The following is an 18,900-nucleotide window of genomic DNA, read 5'->3' as shown; positions in this document are numbered from 1 at the left end:
CCCCACTGATCACGCCTCGAAAGACCGTACACGCGGAGAGCCCCGCACCGTCGGACGGTGCGGGGCTCTCCGGGGTCGAGCGGGTGCGGCGGTGTCGCCTAGTACCAGCCGTTGGCCTGGTGGAAGCTCCAGGCTCCGCACGGGCTGCCGTACCGGTCTTCCATGTAGTTCAGGCCCCACTTGATCTGCGTGGCGGGGTTGGTGCGCCAGTCGGCACCGGCCGAGGCCATCTTCGAACCCGGGAGCGCCTGGACCAGGCCGTACGCGCCCGAGGACTTGTTCACGGCGAGGTAGTTCCAGGTGGATTCCTGGTTGATGATGTTCGAGAAGCACTGGAACTGGCCGGCCGGGACCATCTGCTGGGCGATGGCCTTGACCTGGGCGACCGTGTAGGAGCTCTGGACGGCGAAGTCTCCGGCGTCGCGGGCGGCGGAGCGGCTGGCCACCTCCTTCGCCTCGCGTTCCTTCTTGGCCTTCTCGTCCGCGGCCTTCTGCGCCTCGGCCTTCTTGGACTTGGCGTCCTCGGCGGCCTGGAGGCGGGCGGCCTCCTCGGCCGAGCGCTTGGCGTCGGCGTCGGCGGCGTGGGCGATGGTGTCGGCCTGCTGCGTCAGGGACGCGGTCTGGACCTGGGCCTGGTCGCCGACCGGGATGTCAGTGAGGAGGGTCGCCCCGGACGCGGTCGTCTCGAGATCGTTCGAGGTGGGGTCGCCGGTGGCAACGCCCACGACTGCGCCGACGGTGGTGACCGCGGTGGCCGAAGCCACTGCGAAGCCCCGAACCGAGATCCGGCTCACACGGTGTCCTTCCAGCAGCGTCCGCAGTGACCGAGCGGGCGCAAGAGTGCCCCTCGACACTGGCCTCCGTGGTTCTGGGGTCACTGGAGACGCGGGCCCGTGGACAGCGGCTCCTTGCGGAGGCTGCCGCGTGAAACTCCGGGCGGCATACGGCAATCGGCTGTGGAGTTGTGTGGTGCTGCGTACCTCACGGGAGATACAGGAGTGCCGTATGTGGGGCCTGACGGAAAACAGACTCTGCCGGACCTCGACACCGCAGGGCAATTCTGCGTTGCGTGGGAAAGGTCACACCTGGCATGGCACCGTTGGTTTGGCCAAAGGGCTGTGCAGCACGACGCCGCCCGGCTAGGCTCTCGGGCCTTTGCCGGGCGGCGCCAACTCACTTTCCCGCTATGGGATTTTTGACCGTTTCAGCCCCCTGCCGGGGTCAGAGGGTCTCCAGCATCTCGGTGACGAGCGCGGCGATCGGGGACCGTTCCGAACGCGTCAGGGTGATGTGCGCGAAGAGCGGATGACCCTTCAGCTTCTCGACGACGGCGACGACTCCGTCGTACCGGCCGACCCGCAGGTTGTCCCGCTGGGCGACGTCGTGGGTCAGAACGACCCGCGAATTCGCGCCGATCCTGGACAGAACGGTCAGAAGGACGTTCCGTTCCAGCGACTGCGCCTCGTCCACGATCACGAAGGCGTCGTGCAGCGAACGGCCGCGGATGTGCGTGAGCGGCAGGACCTCCAGCATCCCGCGGTTCAGCACCTCTTCGATGACCTCGCGCCCGGCGACCGAGGAGAGGGTGTCGAAGACGGCCTGCGCCCAGGGGCTCATCTTCTCGCCCTGGTCGCCCGGCAGGTAGCCGAGCTCCTGCCCGCCCACCGCGTACAGCGGCCGGAAGACCATCACCTTCTGGTGCTGCCTCCGCTCCAGCACCGCCTCCAGGCCCGCGCAGAGGGCCAGCGCCGACTTTCCGGTACCCGCCCGGCCTCCCATCGAGATGATCCCGATCTCGGGGTCGAGCAGGAGGTCGAGGGCGATGCGCTGCTCGGCGCTGCGGCCGTGCAGCCCGAAGGCCTCGCGGTCGCCCCGTACGAGCTTCACGTTGCCGTCGGCCGTCACGCGGCCCAGCGCCTTGCCCCGCTCGGACTGGAGGACCAGCCCGGTGTGCACGGGGAGTTCGGCCGCCTCCGGGACGTACAGGCGCTCCTCGGAGTAGAGGAGGTCCACCTGCTCGCCGGACAGGGCGAGCTCGCTCATGCCGGTCCAGCCGGCATCGGTGATCGCGAGCTCCGCGCGGTACTCCTCCGCGATCAGCCCCACGGAGGAGGCCTTGATGCGCAGTGGGAGATCCTTCGAGACCACCGTGACGTCGTAGCCCTCGGCTTGGAGATTGCGGGCGACCGCGAGGATCCGCGAGTCGTTGTCCCCCAGTCGGAAGCCGGCGGGCAGGACACCCGGGTCGGAGTGGTTGAGCTCGACGCGCAGGGTGCCGCCCAGATCGCCCAGTGGGATGGGGGCGTCGAGGCGTCCGTACCGGACCCGGAAGTCGTCGAGCAGGCGCAGGGCCTGGCGCGCGAAGTAGCCGAGTTCGGGATGGTGCCTCTTTGCCTCCAGCTCGGTGATCACCACGATCGGGAGCACGACCTCGTGCTCGTCGAAGCGGGAGATCGCGTTGGGGTCTGCCAGCAGGACGCTGGTGTCGAGGACGTAGGTCCGCCTGTCGGGCAGGCGGCGCTTTGTGCTGGTCACCACGGAAGGACGTACCCCCTCGGAAGAGGTCGGGCCATGAAGACCGGACCGGTCATCGGCACCCATGCCAGGGCCGATTCCCGGCCCTCCACTCCGTCCGTGCGAACCGCACGTGCGTCCTGGTGCAAAGGGCCTCCCGGGCGGACGGCCCCATGCCGTCCGCTGAGACTCGACACCCGTGGATCGGGCATCGACCTGAAAGTGGTATTCCCCGATCAGGCCAGGCCATGCCATGGCATATGACTGACGCTCGGTGAATCCCAGGTGAAGGCTTGGGAGGCAGGATGCGGTGGTGACCGAAGGGGCGCGAGAGACCACCCCGGGTGAATACGGGCGGGTCAGGTGCCGTAGCGCCGGTGGCGGGCCGCGTAGTCGCGCAGGGCCCGCAGGAAGTCGACCTTGCGGAAGGCCGGCCAGAAGACCTCGCAGAAGTAGTACTCGGAGTGCGCGCTCTGCCACAGCATGAATCCGGACAGCCGCTGCTCGCCGCTGGTGCGGATCACGAGGTCCGGGTCGGGCTGGCCGCGCGTGTAGAGGTGCTCCGCGATGTGGTCGATGTCCAGGATCTCGGCGAGCTCCTCGAAGGAGGTGCCCTTCTGCGCGTGCTCCAGCAGCAGCGAGCGGACCGCGTCGGCGATCTCCTGGCGGCCGCCGTAGCCGACGGCGACGTTGACGAGTATTCCGCCGACGTCGTGCGTGGCCTGCTCGGCCTCCTTCAGCACGGTCTGGGTCCGCGCGGGCAGGATGTCGAGGTTGCCGACGTGGTGGACGCGCCAGCGGCCGTCCGCGGCGAGGCCCCGTACGGTGTTCTCGATGATGTTGAGCAGCGGGCGGAGCTCGACCTCAGGCCGGTCCAGGTTGTCCGTGGACAGCATCCACAGGGTGACGACCTCGACGTCCGTCTCGGTGCACCAGCCCAGCATCTCGGAGATCTTGTCGGCTCCGGCCTGATGGCCCTGCTCCGTGGAACTCCCCGAGGCCTTCGCCCAGCGCCGGTTCCCGTCCAGGATGACGCCGATGTGCTTGGGCGCCGCGTCATGGTCGAGGCGGCCTTCCACCCGGCGTGCGTAGAGCCTGTACACCAGGTCGCGCAGCTTCACGATCTTCCAGCCCCTCCGTGCAATGCCCCCGTGCGAATTGCGGTCCCCCGAGTGCGCCACATTACTGCGCGGTGGGAGGGGGTACCCAACTCGGTCTGTCACAGCTCCGTGATAGGGAGGACAACGTGACTGATACCAATCCCTATCGGGCAGAGCCCGCGCGCTACGACTCCATGGAGTACCGCCGCACGGGCCACAGCGGCCTCAAGCTCCCCGCCATCTCCCTCGGCCTCTGGCACAACTTCGGTGACGACAAGTCGCTCGAGTCCCAGCGGGCGATCCTGCGCCGGGCCTTCGACCTCGGCATCACCCACTTCGACCTCGCGAACAACTACGGCCCGCCGCCCGGGTCGGCCGAGCTGAACTTCGGGAAGGTCTTCGCCCAGGACTTCGCGTCCCACCGCGACGAGCTGATCCTCTCCACCAAGGCCGGCTACCTGATGCACCCGGGGCCGTACGGCGAGTGGGGCAGCCGCAAGTACCTGCTGAGCTCGCTCGACGCCTCGCTGAAGCGGATGGGCGTGGACTACGTCGACATCTTCTACTCGCACCGCTTCGACCCGGAGACCCCGCTGGAGGAGACCATGGGCGCCCTGGCGTCCGCGGTCCAGCAGGGCAAGGCGCTCTACGTCGGCGTCTCCTCGTACACCGCGGAGCAGACGGCCGAGGCGGTCCGGATCCTGCGCGGGATGGGGGTGCGCCCGCTGATCCACCAGCCCTCGTACTCCATGATCAACCGCTGGACCGAGGACGACGGGCTGCTGGACACCCTCGAGGACGCCGGGATGGGCTGCATCTCCTTCGCGCCGCTCGCGCAGGGGCTCCTGACGGGCAAGTACCTCAACGAGATCCCGGAGGGCTCGCGGGCCACCCAGGGCAAGTCGCTGAGCCCCGACCTGCTGTCGGACGAGGTGCTCCGCCGGCTGCGCGGGCTGAACGGGATCGCCGGGCGGCGCGGGCAGTCGCTGGCGCAGCTGGCGCTCAAGTGGGTGCTGCGCGACGACCGGATGACCTCGGCGCTGATCGGCGCGTCGAGCGTGCGGCAGCTGGAGGAGAACGTGGCCGCGCTGGCGGCCGATCCGCTGTCCGAGGCCGAGCTGAAGGAGATCGACTCCTTCGCGGTGTCCACCCCCGGCACCAACCTCTGGGCCCAGCGCGGCTGACCTGCGCGGATGCCCGCAGGGGGCGGAGAACAAAAAACGGGCCGGTCCGTGGGGGGGATACGGACCGGCCCGAGGGGGGGGTTCCACCATAACCCTTCGTAAAGCGAGATGCCTGCATTGCCGCGCCACGATTACGCTCCGAAACCGCCCAGCAGCACTCCGGTGAGTGCTCCGGCGGCCATGAACGGGCCGAAGGCGAAGCCGTCCTTGCGGGTCGCCGAGCCGCGCAGCAACAGGAAGAGGCCGTACAGGGCCCCGTAGAGGAAGCCCAGGAAGGCCCCGGCGACCCATACCCCCCACCCGTACCACCCAAGAGCGACCCCCAGCGAGATCGCCAGCTTGACGTCGCCGAACCCCATCCCGGCGGGGTGGATCAGGAAGAGCGCCAGATACCCGGTCGCGAGCAGGCCGCCGCCGAACAGCGCGAGCCGCCAGTCGCCCGCGGCGCGGGGCAGGAGGGCCGCGGCCCCCAGCCCGGCGGCGGCCGCGGCGGCGAGCGGCAGGGTCAGTACGTCGGGGAGCCGGTGCACCGCGCGGTCGACGAGGACGAGCAGCACGAGCACCGGGGCGAGCCCCACATAGGCCAGGACCTCGGGCCGCGCGCCCACGGCGGCCCCGAGCACGGCGCACACCGCCCCGCTGAGGACGGCGAGCGGCACGGCCCGCCGCCCGTACCCGTGCGGAGCCCCGGCCCCCGCGGCCATCCGGCAGCGGGCCGGACCGATCCACCCGGGCACCACGTGCCCTTCCGGACACCGGTCCCGCCAGGGCTCCCCCGCCCCGACGGACAGCCGCCACAGGGCCCGCGGCAGCAACAGCCCCACGACGCCCCCGTACCCGGCGGCCACGACAACCCCGAAGACACCCACCCGCCAAAGGTAGGCCCAACCTCCACCCACGGACCAGCCCGCGGGCACCCCCCGCCCCGCCCGCCCCGCCCGCCCCGCCCCGCTCCGCAGGACCTAGGCTGCGTCCATGTCGAACTGGCAGGACGGCACGGCCACCCTCAGGATCGGCCCGGTCGCGGTGCCGCTGGAGGTCGCCGCCTCGTACGGCGCCCGGACCCGCGGCCTGCTCGGCCGGGACGGCATCGCGGGGGCGATGCTACTCACCCCCGCGGCGAGCGTGCACACTTTCCGGATGCGCTTCGCGATCGACGTGGCGTACCTGGACCGGAACCTCCGCGTCCTGGCCGTGGTGACGATGCCCAGGGGCCGCCTGGGGCTGCCCCGGCCCCGCGCCCGGCACGTCCTGGAGGCGGCGGCCGGGGCGATGGCCGGCTGGGGACTGCGGCCGGGCACCACCGTGCGCGTGGACAGGTCCTAGTGGAGGTCACGCCTCGGCGGTAGGTTGGGGCGGTTGAGCTGGGGTGTCAGGGGAGCGGCATGAGTGAGAACGCGCGGATCAAGGCGCTGGAGCAGATCATGCCGGCGACGCACGGCGCCGACGAGGACATCGACTGGCAGAGCGCCGAGGCGGCCTGGGGCACCCGGTTCCCGGCGGACTTCGTCGCCTTCATGGGCCGTTTCGGCGCGGGCTCCATCAACGGCGAGGCCAGCATCCTGCTGCCCCTCCCCAAGCCGGGACTCCAGTGGGACCCGGCCGAGATGGCCGAGGAGACCGACAACGCCCGTCAGCTGTGGGAGGCCGAGGGCGGCCGGGCCGCCTTCGACGTGGACCCGGAGGCGATCATCGCCTGGGGCGTCACCGGCGGCTCCGACATCCTGTGCTGGCTCACCTCCGACCCCGACCCGGACCGGTGGCCGGTTCTGGTGTGCGGGCGGCACACCGCCGACTCCTTCGCCGTGTACCCGTACGGCATGGCCGAGTTCCTCTACCGGCTCTGCTCCGACGAGTTCGACGTGAGCCCGGTCAGCATCACCTTCTGGGACGGCGGCCACCTCAGCTTCGTCCACTGGCGCAAGGCCCAGCGCAGGTGGCAGGAGGGCCGCAACCCCGAGACCGGCGAACCGGACCCGTACGCGGGCGAATTCGCCGACTGACGTTCCCGTCACACCCCCGAGCCCGTTCCGGCACCGGAAACGGGCTTTTCGGTATGTCTACGCGCGTCCGCCTCGTGGATCACATATCGGAAAACACCATCCGGAAATGCCCCTGTTGGAGCATTGACCACAAGTGCACCCCAACGGAATCAGCCACCCCATTTTCGGGAGAGAATTCCGGCCAACGGGCCATGGAGGGACACCCCAGCCCGGAGCAACTCATAAGTAGTAATGGGATCCAAAAGAAAATCAGGGGAATACACCCGTGGGACGAAGAATCTTCGGCACGGCCGCCTCCACGGTCGTACTGGGTCTGCTGATACCTCTGGCCGGATGTGGCAGTTCGGGCGGTGACGCAGGTGACGGCGGCACGCTGCACCTCGTGGCCGCCGAATACGGCGACACTCCGGCCACCAGTTCAAAGGCGTTCTGGGACAGGGTGACCACCGATTTCACCGCCGCCAATCCCGGAATCAAGGTCGATGTCAAGCTCCTGCCGTGGGCCGACATCGACCGCGAGGTCTCCCGTATGGTCAAGGCGGGGAAGGCGCCGGACATCGCGCTCATGGGCTCCTACTCCGACTTCGCGGCCCAGGGCAAGCTCTATTCCGCGGACGAGCTCCTCTCGGTCGCCCGCGAGGCGAACTTCCTCCAGCCGCTCGCCGAGGCCGGCACCGTCGGCAGCACCCTCTACGGCCTGCCGTTCGTGGCGAGCAGCCGCCTGCTCTTCTACAACGAGGCTCTGTTCACCAAGGCCGGGGTCACCGCTCCCAAGACCTGGTCGGACCTGAAGTCCGCTGCCAAGGCACTCAAGGACAAGGGCGTGAAGTTCCCGTACGCCCTGCCCCTGGGCCCTGAGGAGGCGCACGCCGAGGCGATGATCTGGGAGCTGAGCAACGGCGGCGGCTACGCCGACAGCAGCGGCAACTACAGCCTGGCCTCCGACTCGAACGTCGAGACCTGGCGCTGGGTCAAGGAGCAGCTGGTCGCCCCGGGCCTCACCGGCCCCACCCCGCCGTCCCAGCTGAACCGCGCCGACGCCTTCGCCGCGTTCCTGCGGGGCGAGGTCGGCATGCTCAACGGCTACCCCTCGCTCGCCCACGAGGCGCGCGCCAAGGGCATCGGCGTCGGCACCGTGTCCATGCCGGTCTCGGACTCGCTCGGCACCGGGGAGATCCCGCCGACCGTGGGCGTGGCCGACTGGATGATGGCCTTCAAGCAGAACGGCAAGCGCGCCGGGATCGGCAAGTTCCTGGACTTCGTCTACCAGGACAAGAACCTCTCGGAGTTCGCCAACCGCTACCACCTGCTGCCGTCCACCGTCACCGCCTCGCGCACCCCGGCCGGCGGCGGCCTCGACAAGACCGACCAGCTGTTCCTGTCCGCGCTCTACGGCGCCCAGCTCTACCCGGTCAACGACCCGTCCTGGGTGAGCGTCAGCGACACCATCAAGCGCAACATCGGACGCGCGGTCGAACCGAACTCCGACCCGAAGACCGTCCTCGAGGACATCGCGTCCCAGGCGAACGAGGCTTCGAAGAAGCGTTGAAGGACCCCGTGACACGGGACCTTCGCCCCATGCCGCAGACCACCCCGTGCGGCAGGATGGCCCCACGGCCCTCGATCCGAGGCCGTCGGCCCCGTCGCCCGCCGAGCACCCACAAGGTGCGCAGGGCGGCCGGCCTCACCCCCGGCCCCGGCGCCCCCGCCCCGGCTGACCCTGCGGGCCCTACCGCCCCTGCCGGCCCTACCGCTCCTACCGCCCCTGCTGACCCTGCTTTCCGTGGTCCGGGGAGAACGCCTTCCGGTGCTGCTCGCAGCTGGAGTCCCAGCGCAGCGAGCCCGAGAGCGTCCCGTAGCCCGAGCGGGTCACCGACCAGTCCACCGTGTACTCCCCGGTGTCACATGCGATCCGCTTGCCGCCCGCGACCTTCTCGCGCCCCGTCGCCGGCTTCTTGTCCAGCTTCCGGCGGACCTCCCCCACCGTGGCCCCCTTGGCCGTGCGCAGGACGGCGTGCACCTCGATCTGGTGCGTGTCGTCCTTGGTGGTCACCACCTTCTTCACCAGCTTCGAGTCCGACACCGACCAGGCGAACTCGTACGACGGCTGCCATGCCAGCGTGTCGGGGTCGGGGACCCGGCGTTCGTAGTCCGGAGCGCCGGACGGGCCGGGGCGGGTGACCATCTCGTACTGGACTCCGGTGTGGAAGCGGAACTGCGCCTCCACCTTGTGCATGTCGTCCTTGGTCCACTTCGACTTCATGGACTTCTCGCCTCCGGCCGGGTCCTGGAGGTAGGCCGTCCCGTCCGCGGCGGTGGCCTGCTGGACGAGGGCGGGGGCGAGGGCCGCCGCGGTGGTGGCGAGGGCGAGAGCTGCCATGCGGGTGCGCTTCATGCCCGGTCCAACGGGACCCCGCAGCGGGCCGGAACGTCACCGGGCCCGCTTTCACCCGTACGGGAGCGCCCGTCGCCCGGACTGCCGGATGGTCGGCTCCCGTTGCACGGGGACCGGTACGAGGACCGAGGGCGGTGGCGGGGCCGATGCGGGACGACGTACCGGAACTAGACCATCCGGTCTCTTCCTGACGGCGGTGGTTCAGGCCTGGCCGGTCTCGAAGCGGCTGATCCTGCCGCCGCCGGGGGCGATGGTGAAGCGCCAGGCGGTGCGCATCTCGCCCCAGGTGTCGTTGCGGTAGTCGACCACCAGGGCGCGGCCGCCGTCGGACTCGGACTGGACGTTCATGTGGCCGCCCGAGCCGAAGATCTCCTTGTCGACCCACTGGCCGAGGTCGCGGTCGGATCCGTCGTCGGACATGGTCGCGTCCGCGGTGAGGACCGCGAGGAAGGCCTCCTTGTCGTGCGCGTTGACGGCGCTGACGAAGGCTCCGACGACGGGGTCGGACAGCTTGGCGGGGGCGATGGTCACGGGGGCCTCCTGATCGGGCGGGTCGTGGGCACGTGCCCCTCCAGGGAACACCCGGGGCCCGGCCACGTCGTCGACCCTCACCCGTTCGCTTGCCGGACGGCGTGTCAGGAGGCGTCGCGTCAGGAGCCGTCGTATCAGGAGGCGTCGGGAGACTCGGGGGCGGTGTGGACCGGGAAGCCGGTCGGCCGGCCCTGGTCCTTCAGCCAGGCCAGCACCTGGTCGAGGGCTTCGACGGTCTGGGTGCGCTCGCCGCCGCCGTCGTGGAAGAGCACCGTGGGGCCGTTGCCGATCTCGCGCTTGACGGTGTCGACGATGGCGGCCGCGCCCGGCTTGGAGAAGTCCTTGGTGTCCACGTTCCAGCCGAGCGGGCGCATCCCGTGCGCTGCGGCGATGCGCCGGCTGTCGGGGGTGAAGGCGCCGCCGGGGGCCCGGTAGTAGTCGACCTTCGCGCCGGCTCCCGCCGCTTCCTCGATCAGCCGCTTCGCGTCCAGGATCTGCTGTTCCTGGTAGGCGACGGGCTTCTTGTCCATGCCCGTGTCGTGGTTCATGGTGTGGTCGCAGAGCCGGTGGCCGGCCGCGACCACCTTCTTGACCAGGTCGGGGTGGGCCTTGGCCTGCGGCCCGATCATGCAGAAGGTCGCCTTCGCGTCGTACTTCTTCAGTACGTCGAGCACCTCGGGGGTCCAGCGCGGGTCGGGGCCGTCGTCGATGGTGATGTTGACGGCGTTCCCGCCTCCCTCCGAGGCGTGGGCTATGCCCTCGGGTATCCCCTGCGGTTGCCGCTGCCCGCCCTGCCCCTGGTTCCCGGTTTCCTGCTGCCGGGAGACGTTCTGGTGCGCGGGCCCGTGCCCCGACTCCAGCGCGCTCGTCACGCCCCACGCCGTCGCCGCCACGACGACGGCGGAAGCCGCGACCACCGCGCGGGCCCGGATGCCCTTCTCGTTCATGCGCGTCCAGAACCCCATGTCCACTCCCCATCCGCTTCGTCAGCGTTCTGTGGATCAGGACGTTCGACACAAGAGGCGGGTTCCAGGCCATTGGTCCATAAAATCCAACTAATGGGACGGATGAGGTCGGTGAGACCTCGCCGAACGCGTGCGGCCGGCCGATTCCGGCCGGTCGCTGGGATGCGCTCAGTCAGTGGGCTGCGGACTCCTGCAGGGCGGGGGCCCTTTCGTCACTCTTGTCCGTTGCTCGCTCGGTTGGGGTGGGGTTGGTGCCGCGGAGGGGGACTTCCTTGATGAAGACGGCGGCGATGAAGCCGAGGACGGCGATGGCGGCGCAGACGAGGAAGGCCCAGTGGGTGCCGATGGCCACGGCGTGGCGGTAGGCCTCGCGGACGGTGTCGGGGAGGGTGGCCAGGCTCGCGGCGTCGAGCTGGGCGGAGTTGAGGGCTCCGGCCTGCGGGCCGAGGCGGCCGGTCATCGCGCTGGTGACCTGGGTGGTGAACAGGGTGCCCATCAGGGCGACTCCGAACGCGCCGCCCAGGGTGCGGCCCAGGGCGGTGGTCGAGGAGGCCACGCCCATGTCCTTCAGCTCGACGCTGTTCTGGGCGACCAGCATCGTGATCTGCATCAGGAAACCGATACCGGCGCCGAGGACCGCCATGTAGAGGGCGGACAGCGGGCGGGGGGTGTGGGTGTCCATGGTGGCCAGCAGGCCCAGCCCGGTCACCACCAGGGCGCCGCCGGTGACGAGGAACACCTTGTAGCGGCCGGTGTTGCTGGTGATCTTCCCGGTGATCATCGAGACGGTCAGCATCGAGGCGAGCAGCGGCAGCAGGAGCAGGCCGGAGTTGGTGGCGGAGGCGCCCTGGACGGTCTGGAGGAACAGGGGGAGGTAGAAGACGCCGCCGACGGTGACGAACCCGACGAGGAAACCGATCAGGGCGATGAGGCTGAAGTTGCGGTTGCGGAAGACGTGCAGCGGCAGGATCGGCTCGGCGGCCCGGGTCTCGGCGTAGAGGAACGCCGCGCTCGACAGGACGCCGAGGGCGATCAGGGTGACGATCTGGACCGAGCCCCAGGCGTACTCGGTGCCGCCCCAGGTCGTGACCAGCACCGTCGAGGTGATCGCGGTGGTCAGCAGCGCCGCACCCGGGTAGTCGACCCTGGGGCGCGGGCCGCCGGCGGTCTTGGGCAGGTGCAGGACCAGCGAGACCATCACCAGGGCCAGCAGGCCCAGCGGCAGGTTGATGTAGAAGGCCCAGCGCCAGCCCAGGAAGTCGGTGATCGCACCGCCGATCAGCGGGCCGCCGATCATCGACAGCGCGGAGACCGCCGCCATCAGACCCTGGTACTTGCCGACCTCACGCGGCGGGATCAGACTCCCGATGATCGACATCGCGCCGACCAGCAGACCCCCGCCGCCCAGGCCCTGGACCGCACGGAACGCGATCAGCTGCCCCATGTCCTGCGCCGCGCCGCACAACGCCGACCCGATCAGGAAGATGACCACCGAGGTCAGGAAGACACCCTTGCGGCCGTACATGTCACCGGCCTTGCCCCACAACGGAGTCGAGGCCACCGTCGCCAGCGTGTAGATCGTCACCACCCACGACAGGTGCTCCAGCCCGCCCAGCTCACCCACGATCGTCGGGATCGCCGTACTGGTGATCATCGTGTCCAGCGAAGCCAGCAACATCGCGATCATGACCGCCACCAGGACGACCCCCACACTCCGCGGCTTCGCATCCCCCGAAGTCCCGGCAGAATTGACCGTGTCCACCATGCGCCCTCCCCTGGCCGTCACCGTGCGGTACGCGCCGAGCGGCCCTTACTTGCCGCCCGGCTAGTCCAGCATTAAGGTAGACCCGTAACTAGCCGGGCGTCAAGTAAGTTCGTGAACCAAGGAGATCCCATGTCCAGCAGCACAACGCAGAGGCGCCGCGGGGACACGCGTCAGCGGATCCAGGACGTGGCCCTGGAGCTGTTCGTGGAGCAGGGGTACGAGAAGACCTCGCTGCGCGAGATCGCGGAGCGGCTGGAGGTCACGAAGGCGGCGCTGTACTACCACTTCAAGACCAAGGAAGACATCATCGTCAGCGTCTTCGCGGACCTGACCCGGCCCATCGACGAACTGATCGCCTGGGCGCAGGAACAGCCGCCGACCCTGACGACCAAGCGGGAAATCCTGCGCCGCTACAGCGAATCGATGGGCGCCGGCGCGCAGTTGTTCCGTTTCATGCAGGAGAACCAGGCCACCATGCGCGACCTGAGCATCGGCGAAACCATGAAGAACTGGATGTTCGAACTGGTGGAGCTACTGCGCACGAAGGACGGGCCGCTGACCGACCAAGTCCGGTGCGTGAGCGCGCTGTTCACCCTGCACGCCGGGCTGATGTACCTCCAGCACGTGGAGGGCGACCCGGAGGAGACCCGCCTCGCGGCCCTGGAGGTCGCGACGGACCTGATCACACAGGCCCACGAGGCGGCCTAGCGGATCAGCCGAGCCGCCGGTCCCCGGCGGCGATGGGGACGTCGTTGATGCTGGCCTCGCGCCGCCCCATCAGCCCGTCGGGAGCGAACTCCCACTGCTCGTTGCCGTGGCTGCGCCACCACTGGCCGGAGGCGTCGTGCCACTCGTACTCGAAGCGGACGGAGATGCGGTTTCCGGTGTACGCCCAGAGCTCCTTGCGCAGCCGGTAGTCGAGCTCGCGCTTCCACTTCCCGGCGAGGAACTCCCGGATCTCGGCGCGCCCGGTGAGGAACCGGTCGCGGTTCCTCCACTGCGAGTCCTCGGTGTACGCGAGGGCCACGCGCTCGGGGTCCCGGCTGTTCCAGGCGTCCTCGGCGGCCTGGACCTTGGCGCGGGCGGATTCCTCGGTGAAGGGCGGCACGGGCGGGCGTACGGCGGAGGCTGCGGCTGCGCTTGCGCGTGCGGCACCTGGGGTCATGGCGGGTCCCTCTCGTGGCTCGATGCGTGGAGAACGATCGTTCTCCACGCACCCTAGAGAACGATCGTTCTCAACACAACCGGAACTGGACTACCCTTCCCCCATGGACGACGAAGAGGCCCGCACCCGGCTCCTGGACGCGGCGGAGGCGCTGTTCTACGCGGACGGCATCCAGGGGGTCGGCATGGACCGCATCCGCACGTCGTCGGGCGTCCCCCTCAAACGGCTCTACCGGCTCTTCCCGGCGAAGGACTCCCTGGTCACGGCGTACCTGGAGCGCCGCGACGCACGCTGGATGACGAGCCTGCGCGAGGCGGTGCCGGCCTCGGCGGCCGCCCCGGACTCCCCGGACTCCCCGGCCCGGGTCCTCGCGGTGTTCGACTGGCTGGCGGCCTGGTTCTCGGAGCCGGACTTCCGGGGCTGCGCGTTCCTGAACGCTTACGGGGAGCTGGGCGCGGGCGGCCCGGCAGCCGTCCTGGACGTCGTACGCCGCCACAAGGCGCAACTCCGCTCGCTCCTCGCCGACCTGGCCGGCCCGAACGACGAAGCCCTGGCAGAGCAGCTCCTCATCCTGGTCGAGGGCGCCACGGTGGTCGCGGCACTGGAGCCGGGCCCGGCTCCGGCCCTCCGGGCACGGGAGGCGGCGGAACGGCTCATCCGGAGCGGCGGCCCGGCCTGCGCGCCATGAACACGTCCACCGGGTCCTCGGCTTCCACGGAGAATCCGTGCCGCTCGTACAGCCGCCGGGCCGGGCTCCCCTGGAGCACGTTCAACCGGACGAGGAGCCCCCGGCGGTCACACCGCTCCAGCAACCGCCGCAGTACGCCCGACCCGATGCCGCTGCCCTGAAGACGCGGAGCCAGGTAGAAGTGCTCCAGCCAGTGCGCGTCCTCGGCCGGCCGCAGCGCCGCGCAGCCGGCGAACGCACCGCCCACCTCGATCACCCAGGTGTGGGCCGGGTCGAACCCGTCCCGGAGCCGCTGCCGCACCCGCTGCTCGTCGTACCGCCCGAGCCGCTCCAGATCCGCGCGGAGCACCTCGGCACGCAGCTCGGCCACGGCCTCGACGTCCGACGCCGAGGCCGGCCTGATCTCCCAGTCCCCCATGATCGCCACGCTATCGTGTGGGCGGTCTCGCGCGGGACCGTCCCGCCGCCGCCCGTCGTCGGCCATGGACGCCCGCACAAGGGCGGCCGCCTCCATCTCGTCCAGCCACACCACCCCGAACTCCTCAGCCGTCTCCGGGGACGCGGGCAGCGGCATCCCGGCCGGCTCCCAGGCCCAGCCCAGGCCGTCCCGCCCGAAAGCGTCGTCGTACGGCACTCCGCGCACGATCCGCCGCCTCACCACCCGTCGCGGCGGCAGCTGCCCTTGCCGCTCAGCCGTGCTGCATCCGCACCCCGGCCAGGTCGAGGTACCCGGCGTGGTCCTGGAGGAACGTGCCGCCGCGTTCGCAGAAGAGCAGGAGCGGCTCGTAGAGGTCCGGCAGGTCCGGCAGGGCAGTGGCGTCCCACTCTCCGTCCCGCTCCGCCGCCCGCAGCCGCTCCAGCACACGCAGCGCCGCCGGTCACTCACGTCGCGAATGACCGTTCACGGCCCTGGTGTGCCTGGGCAACCTTGGCCTGGTCGGTTCGCGTTCCAGGTGTTCGCTACCCAAGGACGGCGTCGGTGAGGTCCGGCCCGCGCCCGTCGATGAGGTCGGGAGCCCGGAGACCGTAGCCCTCGGCTTGGCCGTAGTACGTCGGCTCGCCGGGCTCCGCCTTGACTCCGAGCAGCTGGTCGAGCTCCTGCAGGGCCGAGGCGAGCCGGGGCGCGTTGTTGGCGTGAACGATCGGGTGCGGTCCGCCCCGGAAGTCACACCGGCCCCATACGTCGTGGTACACGGACAGTTCCGCCGAGGGGCCGATCTCGTCGGGGGACACCATGAGTTCGACCAAGCGGTACTCGCTGTGGCGTGTGCCGCTCGCGTCGAACCAGGCGCCTGATCCGAGGACGAGGATCCCGCCCATCTCCGCCTGCGGATGGCCGCCCGGCTGACAGGCTCGGAGGGCACCGGGCAGGGCCGGATCGTCGAGCGGACGCCCGCCGAGGTCCAGCCGACTGTGGATGCCGAGGCCGCCCTTGCCGAGCTGGAACCAGTTCCACTCAACCGAGGCCGGCTCCAGCAGAGCGTGCTTCCGAAGCACCGCACCCATGCGCGCCGCAGTCCTCAGCGCGGACTCCAGACCGGGCTCCGCCACATCGTCGAGGTCCCAGAACCACGAGCCACACTCCTTCGGCGCGCGCATCAACATGGACATCGACTTCCTTACGGCTTGGTGGCATTGGTGGGAAATATGGTGACGGAACCGTCGTCAAATCGTAGCTCGAAGTTGGCGTTGCTCCGATCAGCGGCCCGTTGAACGAGTGCCATATCCCGCTCCGTGAGCTCGCTCCTGAGGCCCCTGACATCGAGAAGTGCGTGCTTGACGTCAACTCCGGGCCCGGCCAGCTGCTTCTCCGCGATCTTCTTGACCGCGGACTTGATGCCCGCGACGCTATCCACGTCCTTGAGCTGAGCACCGTATTCGATGCGCCCGTCGGGGGTGCGGACCAGCACGTCGAGGTCGAGTTTCTGAGCAGGAAGCTTCAGTTCGAACTCGATGTTCTTGATTCCCTTGGACTGGAGGTCCGTGGCGTACTCCAGTGCCTGGTGCACGGCGGGAATCATGTTCCCCTGCTTGACCTGGAACAGCAGGCCCTCGGGGTTCTTGAACCCGGGGGTGTCCGCGAACCGGCCGCTTGCAATGTATTCCGCGACGGCTGCCCCGTATTCCGACTTCTTCAGCTGCACGAGCATGCGTCCCTGGTCCACCGGCGGAACCTTTGCCGCCTGGAGAGCCTCCGTCACGGCGGCCTCCCGCTCAGGAGACATGGGCCCAGTGGCCTGCTGGCCGATCCCGGGGCCCTCCAGAACGACCGCGGGCTGCTGTTCGGGCATCTCGGACCCGTTCCCAGGGCCGTTCCCGGGGCCGTCGCCAGCGCCACCTCCGCCACTTGGCGTCTCCGGGCCGTCGCCCGCGGACGGACCGTCGGTCTGCCCCGTGCCGCCCGGGGTCTCCGGGTGTCCGCCGCCACCGTTCGTGGACGGGCCGTCGGTGTGACCCGCGCCGCTGCCCGACGCCCCGGGCCGGCCACCGCCCGTAGACGGGGTCTCCGCACGCCCACCCCCCGTGGACGGGGTGTGGGTCTCGGTGCCACTGCGCGGCATGTGCTCCGGGGCGTGGCCGCCGGGGGCGGTGTCCGGGCGGGTGCCGGGGAGGTCGTCGGCCGCGCGGACCGGGTCGGAGATGTCGGAGCCGAAGCGGATGCCGTCGTCGCCGCGGCCGCCGACGCCCGTGAGCACGCGGTCGGGTACCTCGACCTTGACCGGGGTGTTGCCCGGCCGCTCGACCGGCGACTCGTCACCGCGCTGGAGGACGCTGCCGTCCTCCTTGTACAGGTTGCCGTCGCCGTCGACGTACTTCGCAGCACTGTCGTCGAAGGGCAGCTTCACCGTGCCGGGCGGCAGGGTGGCCGTGCCCTCCGGGAGCTTGATGTTGCCGTCCGGAAGCTTGACCGCGCCGTCCGGAACCGCCGCACCCTTCGGCAGCTGGATCGAGCCGTCGGGAAACGTGAGGGAACCCTCCGGCAGAGCGAACGCACCGTCCGCATCGATCTTCGGAATCTCGATGTTGCCCAGGCCCTTCAGCCCGGCCATCACATCGCCCGCCTTCGTGATGCCCGCGCCCGCACCCTTCATGACGTACGTCATCGGGTCCACCACCCGGCCGGTCTTGCCCGCCAGCGACAACGCCTTCGCCACCGCACCGGCCTTACCCGCACCGGACACCGCACCGCCCGTGCCACCCGTGGCAATGGTCGTGACCACGTTGAACGTCACCGCACCCGCCGCACGACCCGGATTCGAACCCCACTGATCCCAGGCCAGCAGCGCCTTGCCCGTCTCCTTCATCGCCGTACGCGACTCACGCAGCCACGACGGCAGCTTGTCCTCCGGCGCAGCCAGGAACACAGCGCCCGCACCGGGAACCGACATGATCGCCAGACCCGTACCCAGCTTCGCCAGACCCGTCCACGACTGCTTGAACGTGTCCCAGCCCTGAAAACCGACCAGCCCACCGAGACCCTTGAGCGTGCCCCACACCCCGTCCACGAAGAAGCCCTTCGTGAACTCCCAGCCGTGCTCCCAGATCTGCCAGCCCGGAATCGACTCCTCCACCGCATCACCCCACGGCAGGGACTTCGACTGCTTCAGCACCTCGGCGTCATAGCCGTACATGCCCTCACCATGCGAACCGTCATCCGTCTTCAGCGGCTTCCCGCCCACCAACGCGACGATCTTCGCGTGACAGGCCTTCTCCACTTCCTGGAACTGGGCCCAGACCTCGGCGATCTCGTTGCGGCGATCAAGGTTCTCGTCGATCAGATCGCCGTCCTCACGCCACTTCTCGTCCTTGTCCGTCTTCTCGCGGAACGTTTCCGCTTCCCGCTTCAGACTCTCCAGCTTCTTGATGACCGGCTCGGCGTCGCGGGAGTACGTGCCCAGGGCGCCGGCGATCGTGCACATGTCGGAGCTCAGCTTCAGCCCGAGGTCGGAGACGGGCTTGGTCGTCGCGAACAGCTGATCGGCCTCGGGCGCCTGGTAGAAGGCCTGGATCCCACCGAAGCTCGTATGCACATCCGAGGTCTTCGTCGCGACCGCCGCACCACCCGACGAGATCGCCTTGACCTTCTCCTCGAGCGTCGCCAGATTTCCCGTGAAGACCGGCACCTCAGCCGGATCGACCGGCGCGTCCCCACTCACTTGCCGCCCCCCGGCTTCTCACGCAGCACATCGAGATTGACGGCCCTGGCCGCGTCCTGGGCGGCCTTGGCCTGCTCCAGATCGCCTTCCAGGTACTCGTTCGTCGCCTTCACCGCACCGAGGATGCACGCCTCGATCCGCTCCGCCATCGACGTGAACTCCGGCTTGCGGGCCGTCAGGTACTCACCCAGGGCGGCCGCCACCGGACCCATCGCCTTCTGGCTCAGATGCGGCTGCCCCACCGGCACCGGACCCGCCAGCTTCGTCTCCGCCTGCGAACCCGGCACCGCCGTCCCCGCCGCCTGAGCCGCCTCCGACATCGCCGTCAACAGCGCGTTCAGCGCCTTCTCCAGCTCGCCGGCACGCGTACCGACCGTCCTCAACTGGCCCTGCACACCCTGCGGCTTGATGTCCCACGCCGTCACCAACGAAC

At 69.8% G+C, this 18,900-nt stretch carries 20 protein-coding genes; 6 read left to right on the top strand and 14 right to left on the bottom strand.

Annotated elements, in window-relative coordinates:
• Positions 1-98: 98 nt before the first annotated feature.
• The 3 genes from ACTVZO_RS26485 to ACTVZO_RS26475 all read right to left on the bottom strand — a co-directional run bounded on the left by ACTVZO_RS26485 (position 99) and on the right by ACTVZO_RS26475 (position 3,635).
• Positions 99-794, bottom strand: coding sequence for a transglycosylase SLT domain-containing protein (locus ACTVZO_RS26485; protein ID WP_443300738.1), 696 nt, complete (start codon positions 792-794; stop codon positions 99-101).
• Between the two features lie 427 nt (positions 795-1,221).
• The gene (locus ACTVZO_RS26480; RefSeq protein ID WP_443300737.1) at positions 1,222-2,538 is read right to left on the bottom strand and encodes a PhoH family protein; all 1,317 of its coding nucleotides are present in this window, start codon (positions 2,536-2,538) and stop codon (positions 1,222-1,224) included.
• 335 nt (positions 2,539-2,873) lie between these two features.
• Positions 2,874-3,635, bottom strand: a complete 762-nt coding sequence (locus ACTVZO_RS26475) for an isoprenyl transferase (RefSeq protein ID WP_443300736.1) — start codon at positions 3,633-3,635, stop codon at positions 2,874-2,876.
• Between the two features lie 125 nt (positions 3,636-3,760).
• On the opposite strand from ACTVZO_RS26475, the gene mgrA reads away from it, so the two are divergent.
• The gene (gene mgrA, locus ACTVZO_RS26470) at positions 3,761-4,798 is read left to right on the top strand and encodes an L-glyceraldehyde 3-phosphate reductase (protein ID WP_443300735.1); all 1,038 of its coding nucleotides are present in this window, start codon (positions 3,761-3,763) and stop codon (positions 4,796-4,798) included.
• Positions 4,799-4,929: 131 nt separating this feature from the next.
• On the opposite strand, the gene ACTVZO_RS26465 is transcribed toward mgrA, so the two are convergent.
• Entirely contained in the window at positions 4,930-5,667 is a 738-nt protein-coding gene (locus ACTVZO_RS26465; protein WP_443300734.1) for a prepilin peptidase, read from the bottom strand.
• A gap of 106 nt (positions 5,668-5,773) precedes the next feature.
• Here ACTVZO_RS26465 and ACTVZO_RS26460 point away from each other — a divergent pair, with 106 nt between their 5' ends.
• The 3 genes from ACTVZO_RS26460 (at position 5,774) to ACTVZO_RS26450 (ending at position 8,350) form a co-directional block, all read left to right on the top strand.
• Positions 5,774-6,124 (top strand): DUF192 domain-containing protein, encoded by a 351-nt coding sequence (locus ACTVZO_RS26460; RefSeq protein ID WP_443300733.1) that lies wholly within the window; start codon positions 5,774-5,776, stop codon positions 6,122-6,124.
• Between the two features lie 59 nt (positions 6,125-6,183).
• On the top strand, positions 6,184-6,801 hold the full coding sequence (locus tag ACTVZO_RS26455) for an SMI1/KNR4 family protein (protein WP_443300732.1): 618 nt from the start codon (positions 6,184-6,186) through the stop codon (positions 6,799-6,801).
• A gap of 265 nt (positions 6,802-7,066) precedes the next feature.
• The gene (locus tag ACTVZO_RS26450; protein WP_443300731.1) at positions 7,067-8,350 is read left to right on the top strand and encodes an extracellular solute-binding protein; all 1,284 of its coding nucleotides are present in this window, start codon (positions 7,067-7,069) and stop codon (positions 8,348-8,350) included.
• Positions 8,351-8,557: 207 nt separating this feature from the next.
• Here the strand turns inward: ACTVZO_RS26450 and ACTVZO_RS26445 are convergent, their stop codons facing one another.
• The 4 genes from ACTVZO_RS26445 to ACTVZO_RS26430 all read right to left on the bottom strand — a co-directional run bounded on the left by ACTVZO_RS26445 (position 8,558) and on the right by ACTVZO_RS26430 (position 12,457).
• Positions 8,558-9,196 (bottom strand): hypothetical protein, encoded by a 639-nt coding sequence (locus ACTVZO_RS26445; RefSeq protein ID WP_443300730.1) that lies wholly within the window; start codon positions 9,194-9,196, stop codon positions 8,558-8,560.
• 201 nt (positions 9,197-9,397) lie between these two features.
• Positions 9,398-9,727 (bottom strand): nuclear transport factor 2 family protein, encoded by a 330-nt coding sequence (locus ACTVZO_RS26440; RefSeq protein WP_443300729.1) that lies wholly within the window; start codon positions 9,725-9,727, stop codon positions 9,398-9,400.
• 134 nt (positions 9,728-9,861) lie between these two features.
• Entirely contained in the window at positions 9,862-10,692 is an 831-nt protein-coding gene (locus ACTVZO_RS26435; RefSeq protein WP_443300728.1) for a polysaccharide deacetylase family protein, read from the bottom strand.
• A gap of 172 nt (positions 10,693-10,864) precedes the next feature.
• Positions 10,865-12,457, bottom strand: a complete 1,593-nt coding sequence (locus ACTVZO_RS26430) for an MDR family MFS transporter (protein WP_443300727.1) — start codon at positions 12,455-12,457, stop codon at positions 10,865-10,867.
• A 129-nt stretch (positions 12,458-12,586) separates the two neighbouring features.
• On the opposite strand from ACTVZO_RS26430, the gene ACTVZO_RS26425 reads away from it, so the two are divergent.
• Positions 12,587-13,165: a TetR/AcrR family transcriptional regulator gene (locus tag ACTVZO_RS26425; RefSeq protein WP_443300726.1), complete on the top strand. Its 579-nt coding sequence runs from the start codon at positions 12,587-12,589 to the stop codon at positions 13,163-13,165.
• Between the two features lie 4 nt (positions 13,166-13,169).
• Here ACTVZO_RS26425 and ACTVZO_RS26420 read toward each other — a convergent pair whose 3' ends face one another.
• Entirely contained in the window at positions 13,170-13,622 is a 453-nt protein-coding gene (locus ACTVZO_RS26420; protein WP_443300725.1) for a nuclear transport factor 2 family protein, read from the bottom strand.
• Between the two features lie 103 nt (positions 13,623-13,725).
• On the opposite strand from ACTVZO_RS26420, the gene ACTVZO_RS26415 reads away from it, so the two are divergent.
• Entirely contained in the window at positions 13,726-14,310 is a 585-nt protein-coding gene (locus ACTVZO_RS26415) for a TetR/AcrR family transcriptional regulator (RefSeq protein WP_443300724.1), read from the top strand.
• Here ACTVZO_RS26415 and ACTVZO_RS26410 read toward each other — a convergent pair.
• The 5 genes from ACTVZO_RS26410 to ACTVZO_RS26390 all read right to left on the bottom strand — a co-directional run bounded on the left by ACTVZO_RS26410 (position 14,276) and on the right by ACTVZO_RS26390 (position 18,892).
• Complete coding sequence (locus ACTVZO_RS26410; protein WP_443303272.1) at positions 14,276-14,728, bottom strand: GNAT family N-acetyltransferase; 453 nt, start codon at positions 14,726-14,728, stop codon at positions 14,276-14,278. The two genes, ACTVZO_RS26415 and ACTVZO_RS26410, sit on opposite strands and share 35 nt — an antisense overlap.
• Positions 14,729-14,999: 271 nt before the next feature.
• Positions 15,000-15,173 (bottom strand): hypothetical protein, encoded by a 174-nt coding sequence (locus ACTVZO_RS26405; protein ID WP_443300723.1) that lies wholly within the window; start codon positions 15,171-15,173, stop codon positions 15,000-15,002.
• A gap of 97 nt (positions 15,174-15,270) precedes the next feature.
• Positions 15,271-15,915 (bottom strand): hypothetical protein, encoded by a 645-nt coding sequence (locus ACTVZO_RS26400; RefSeq protein WP_443303271.1) that lies wholly within the window; start codon positions 15,913-15,915, stop codon positions 15,271-15,273.
• Positions 15,916-15,929: 14 nt separating this feature from the next.
• Positions 15,930-18,467, bottom strand: a complete 2,538-nt coding sequence (locus ACTVZO_RS26395; RefSeq protein ID WP_443300722.1) for a hypothetical protein — start codon at positions 18,465-18,467, stop codon at positions 15,930-15,932.
• A complete protein-coding gene (locus tag ACTVZO_RS26390; protein WP_443300721.1) occupies positions 18,464-18,892 on the bottom strand; it encodes a DUF6507 family protein in 429 nt (142 codons plus the stop codon). Before ACTVZO_RS26390 ends, ACTVZO_RS26395 begins: the two co-directional genes overlap by 4 nt.
• Positions 18,893-18,900: the final 8 nt, after the last annotated feature.

Origin of the sequence: Streptomyces sp. IBSNAI002, from assembly GCF_052244475.1 — a bacterium.
Classification (GTDB): Bacteria; Actinomycetota; Actinomycetes; order Streptomycetales; family Streptomycetaceae; genus Streptomyces.
The sequence above is the reverse complement of the archived record's forward strand: the minus strand, read 5'-3'. Positions and strand labels throughout refer to the sequence as shown.

What these genes read in the sequence shown, in the direction of transcription:
- ACTVZO_RS26460 (WP_443300733.1), top strand. Translation starts at nt 5,774, where the DNA reads ATGTCGAACTGGCAGGACGGCACGGCCACCCTCAGGATCGGCCCGGTC.
- ACTVZO_RS26455 (WP_443300732.1), top strand. Translation starts at nt 6,184, where the DNA reads ATGAGTGAGAACGCGCGGATCAAGGCGCTGGAGCAGATCATGCCGGCG.
- ACTVZO_RS26445 (WP_443300730.1), bottom strand. Translation starts at nt 9,196, where the DNA reads ATGAAGCGCACCCGCATGGCAGCTCTCGCCCTCGCCACCACCGCGGCG.
- ACTVZO_RS26435 (WP_443300728.1), bottom strand. Translation starts at nt 10,692, where the DNA reads ATGGGGTTCTGGACGCGCATGAACGAGAAGGGCATCCGGGCCCGCGCG.
- ACTVZO_RS26430 (WP_443300727.1), bottom strand. Translation starts at nt 12,457, where the DNA reads ATGGTGGACACGGTCAATTCTGCCGGGACTTCGGGGGATGCGAAGCCG.
- ACTVZO_RS26425 (WP_443300726.1), top strand. Translation starts at nt 12,587, where the DNA reads ATGTCCAGCAGCACAACGCAGAGGCGCCGCGGGGACACGCGTCAGCGG.
- ACTVZO_RS26420 (WP_443300725.1), bottom strand. Translation starts at nt 13,622, where the DNA reads ATGACCCCAGGTGCCGCACGCGCAAGCGCAGCCGCAGCCTCCGCCGTA.
- ACTVZO_RS26415 (WP_443300724.1), top strand. Translation starts at nt 13,726, where the DNA reads ATGGACGACGAAGAGGCCCGCACCCGGCTCCTGGACGCGGCGGAGGCG.
- ACTVZO_RS26410 (WP_443303272.1), bottom strand. Translation starts at nt 14,728, where the DNA reads ATGGGGGACTGGGAGATCAGGCCGGCCTCGGCGTCGGACGTCGAGGCC.
- ACTVZO_RS26400 (WP_443303271.1), bottom strand. Translation starts at nt 15,915, where the DNA reads ATGTTGATGCGCGCGCCGAAGGAGTGTGGCTCGTGGTTCTGGGACCTC.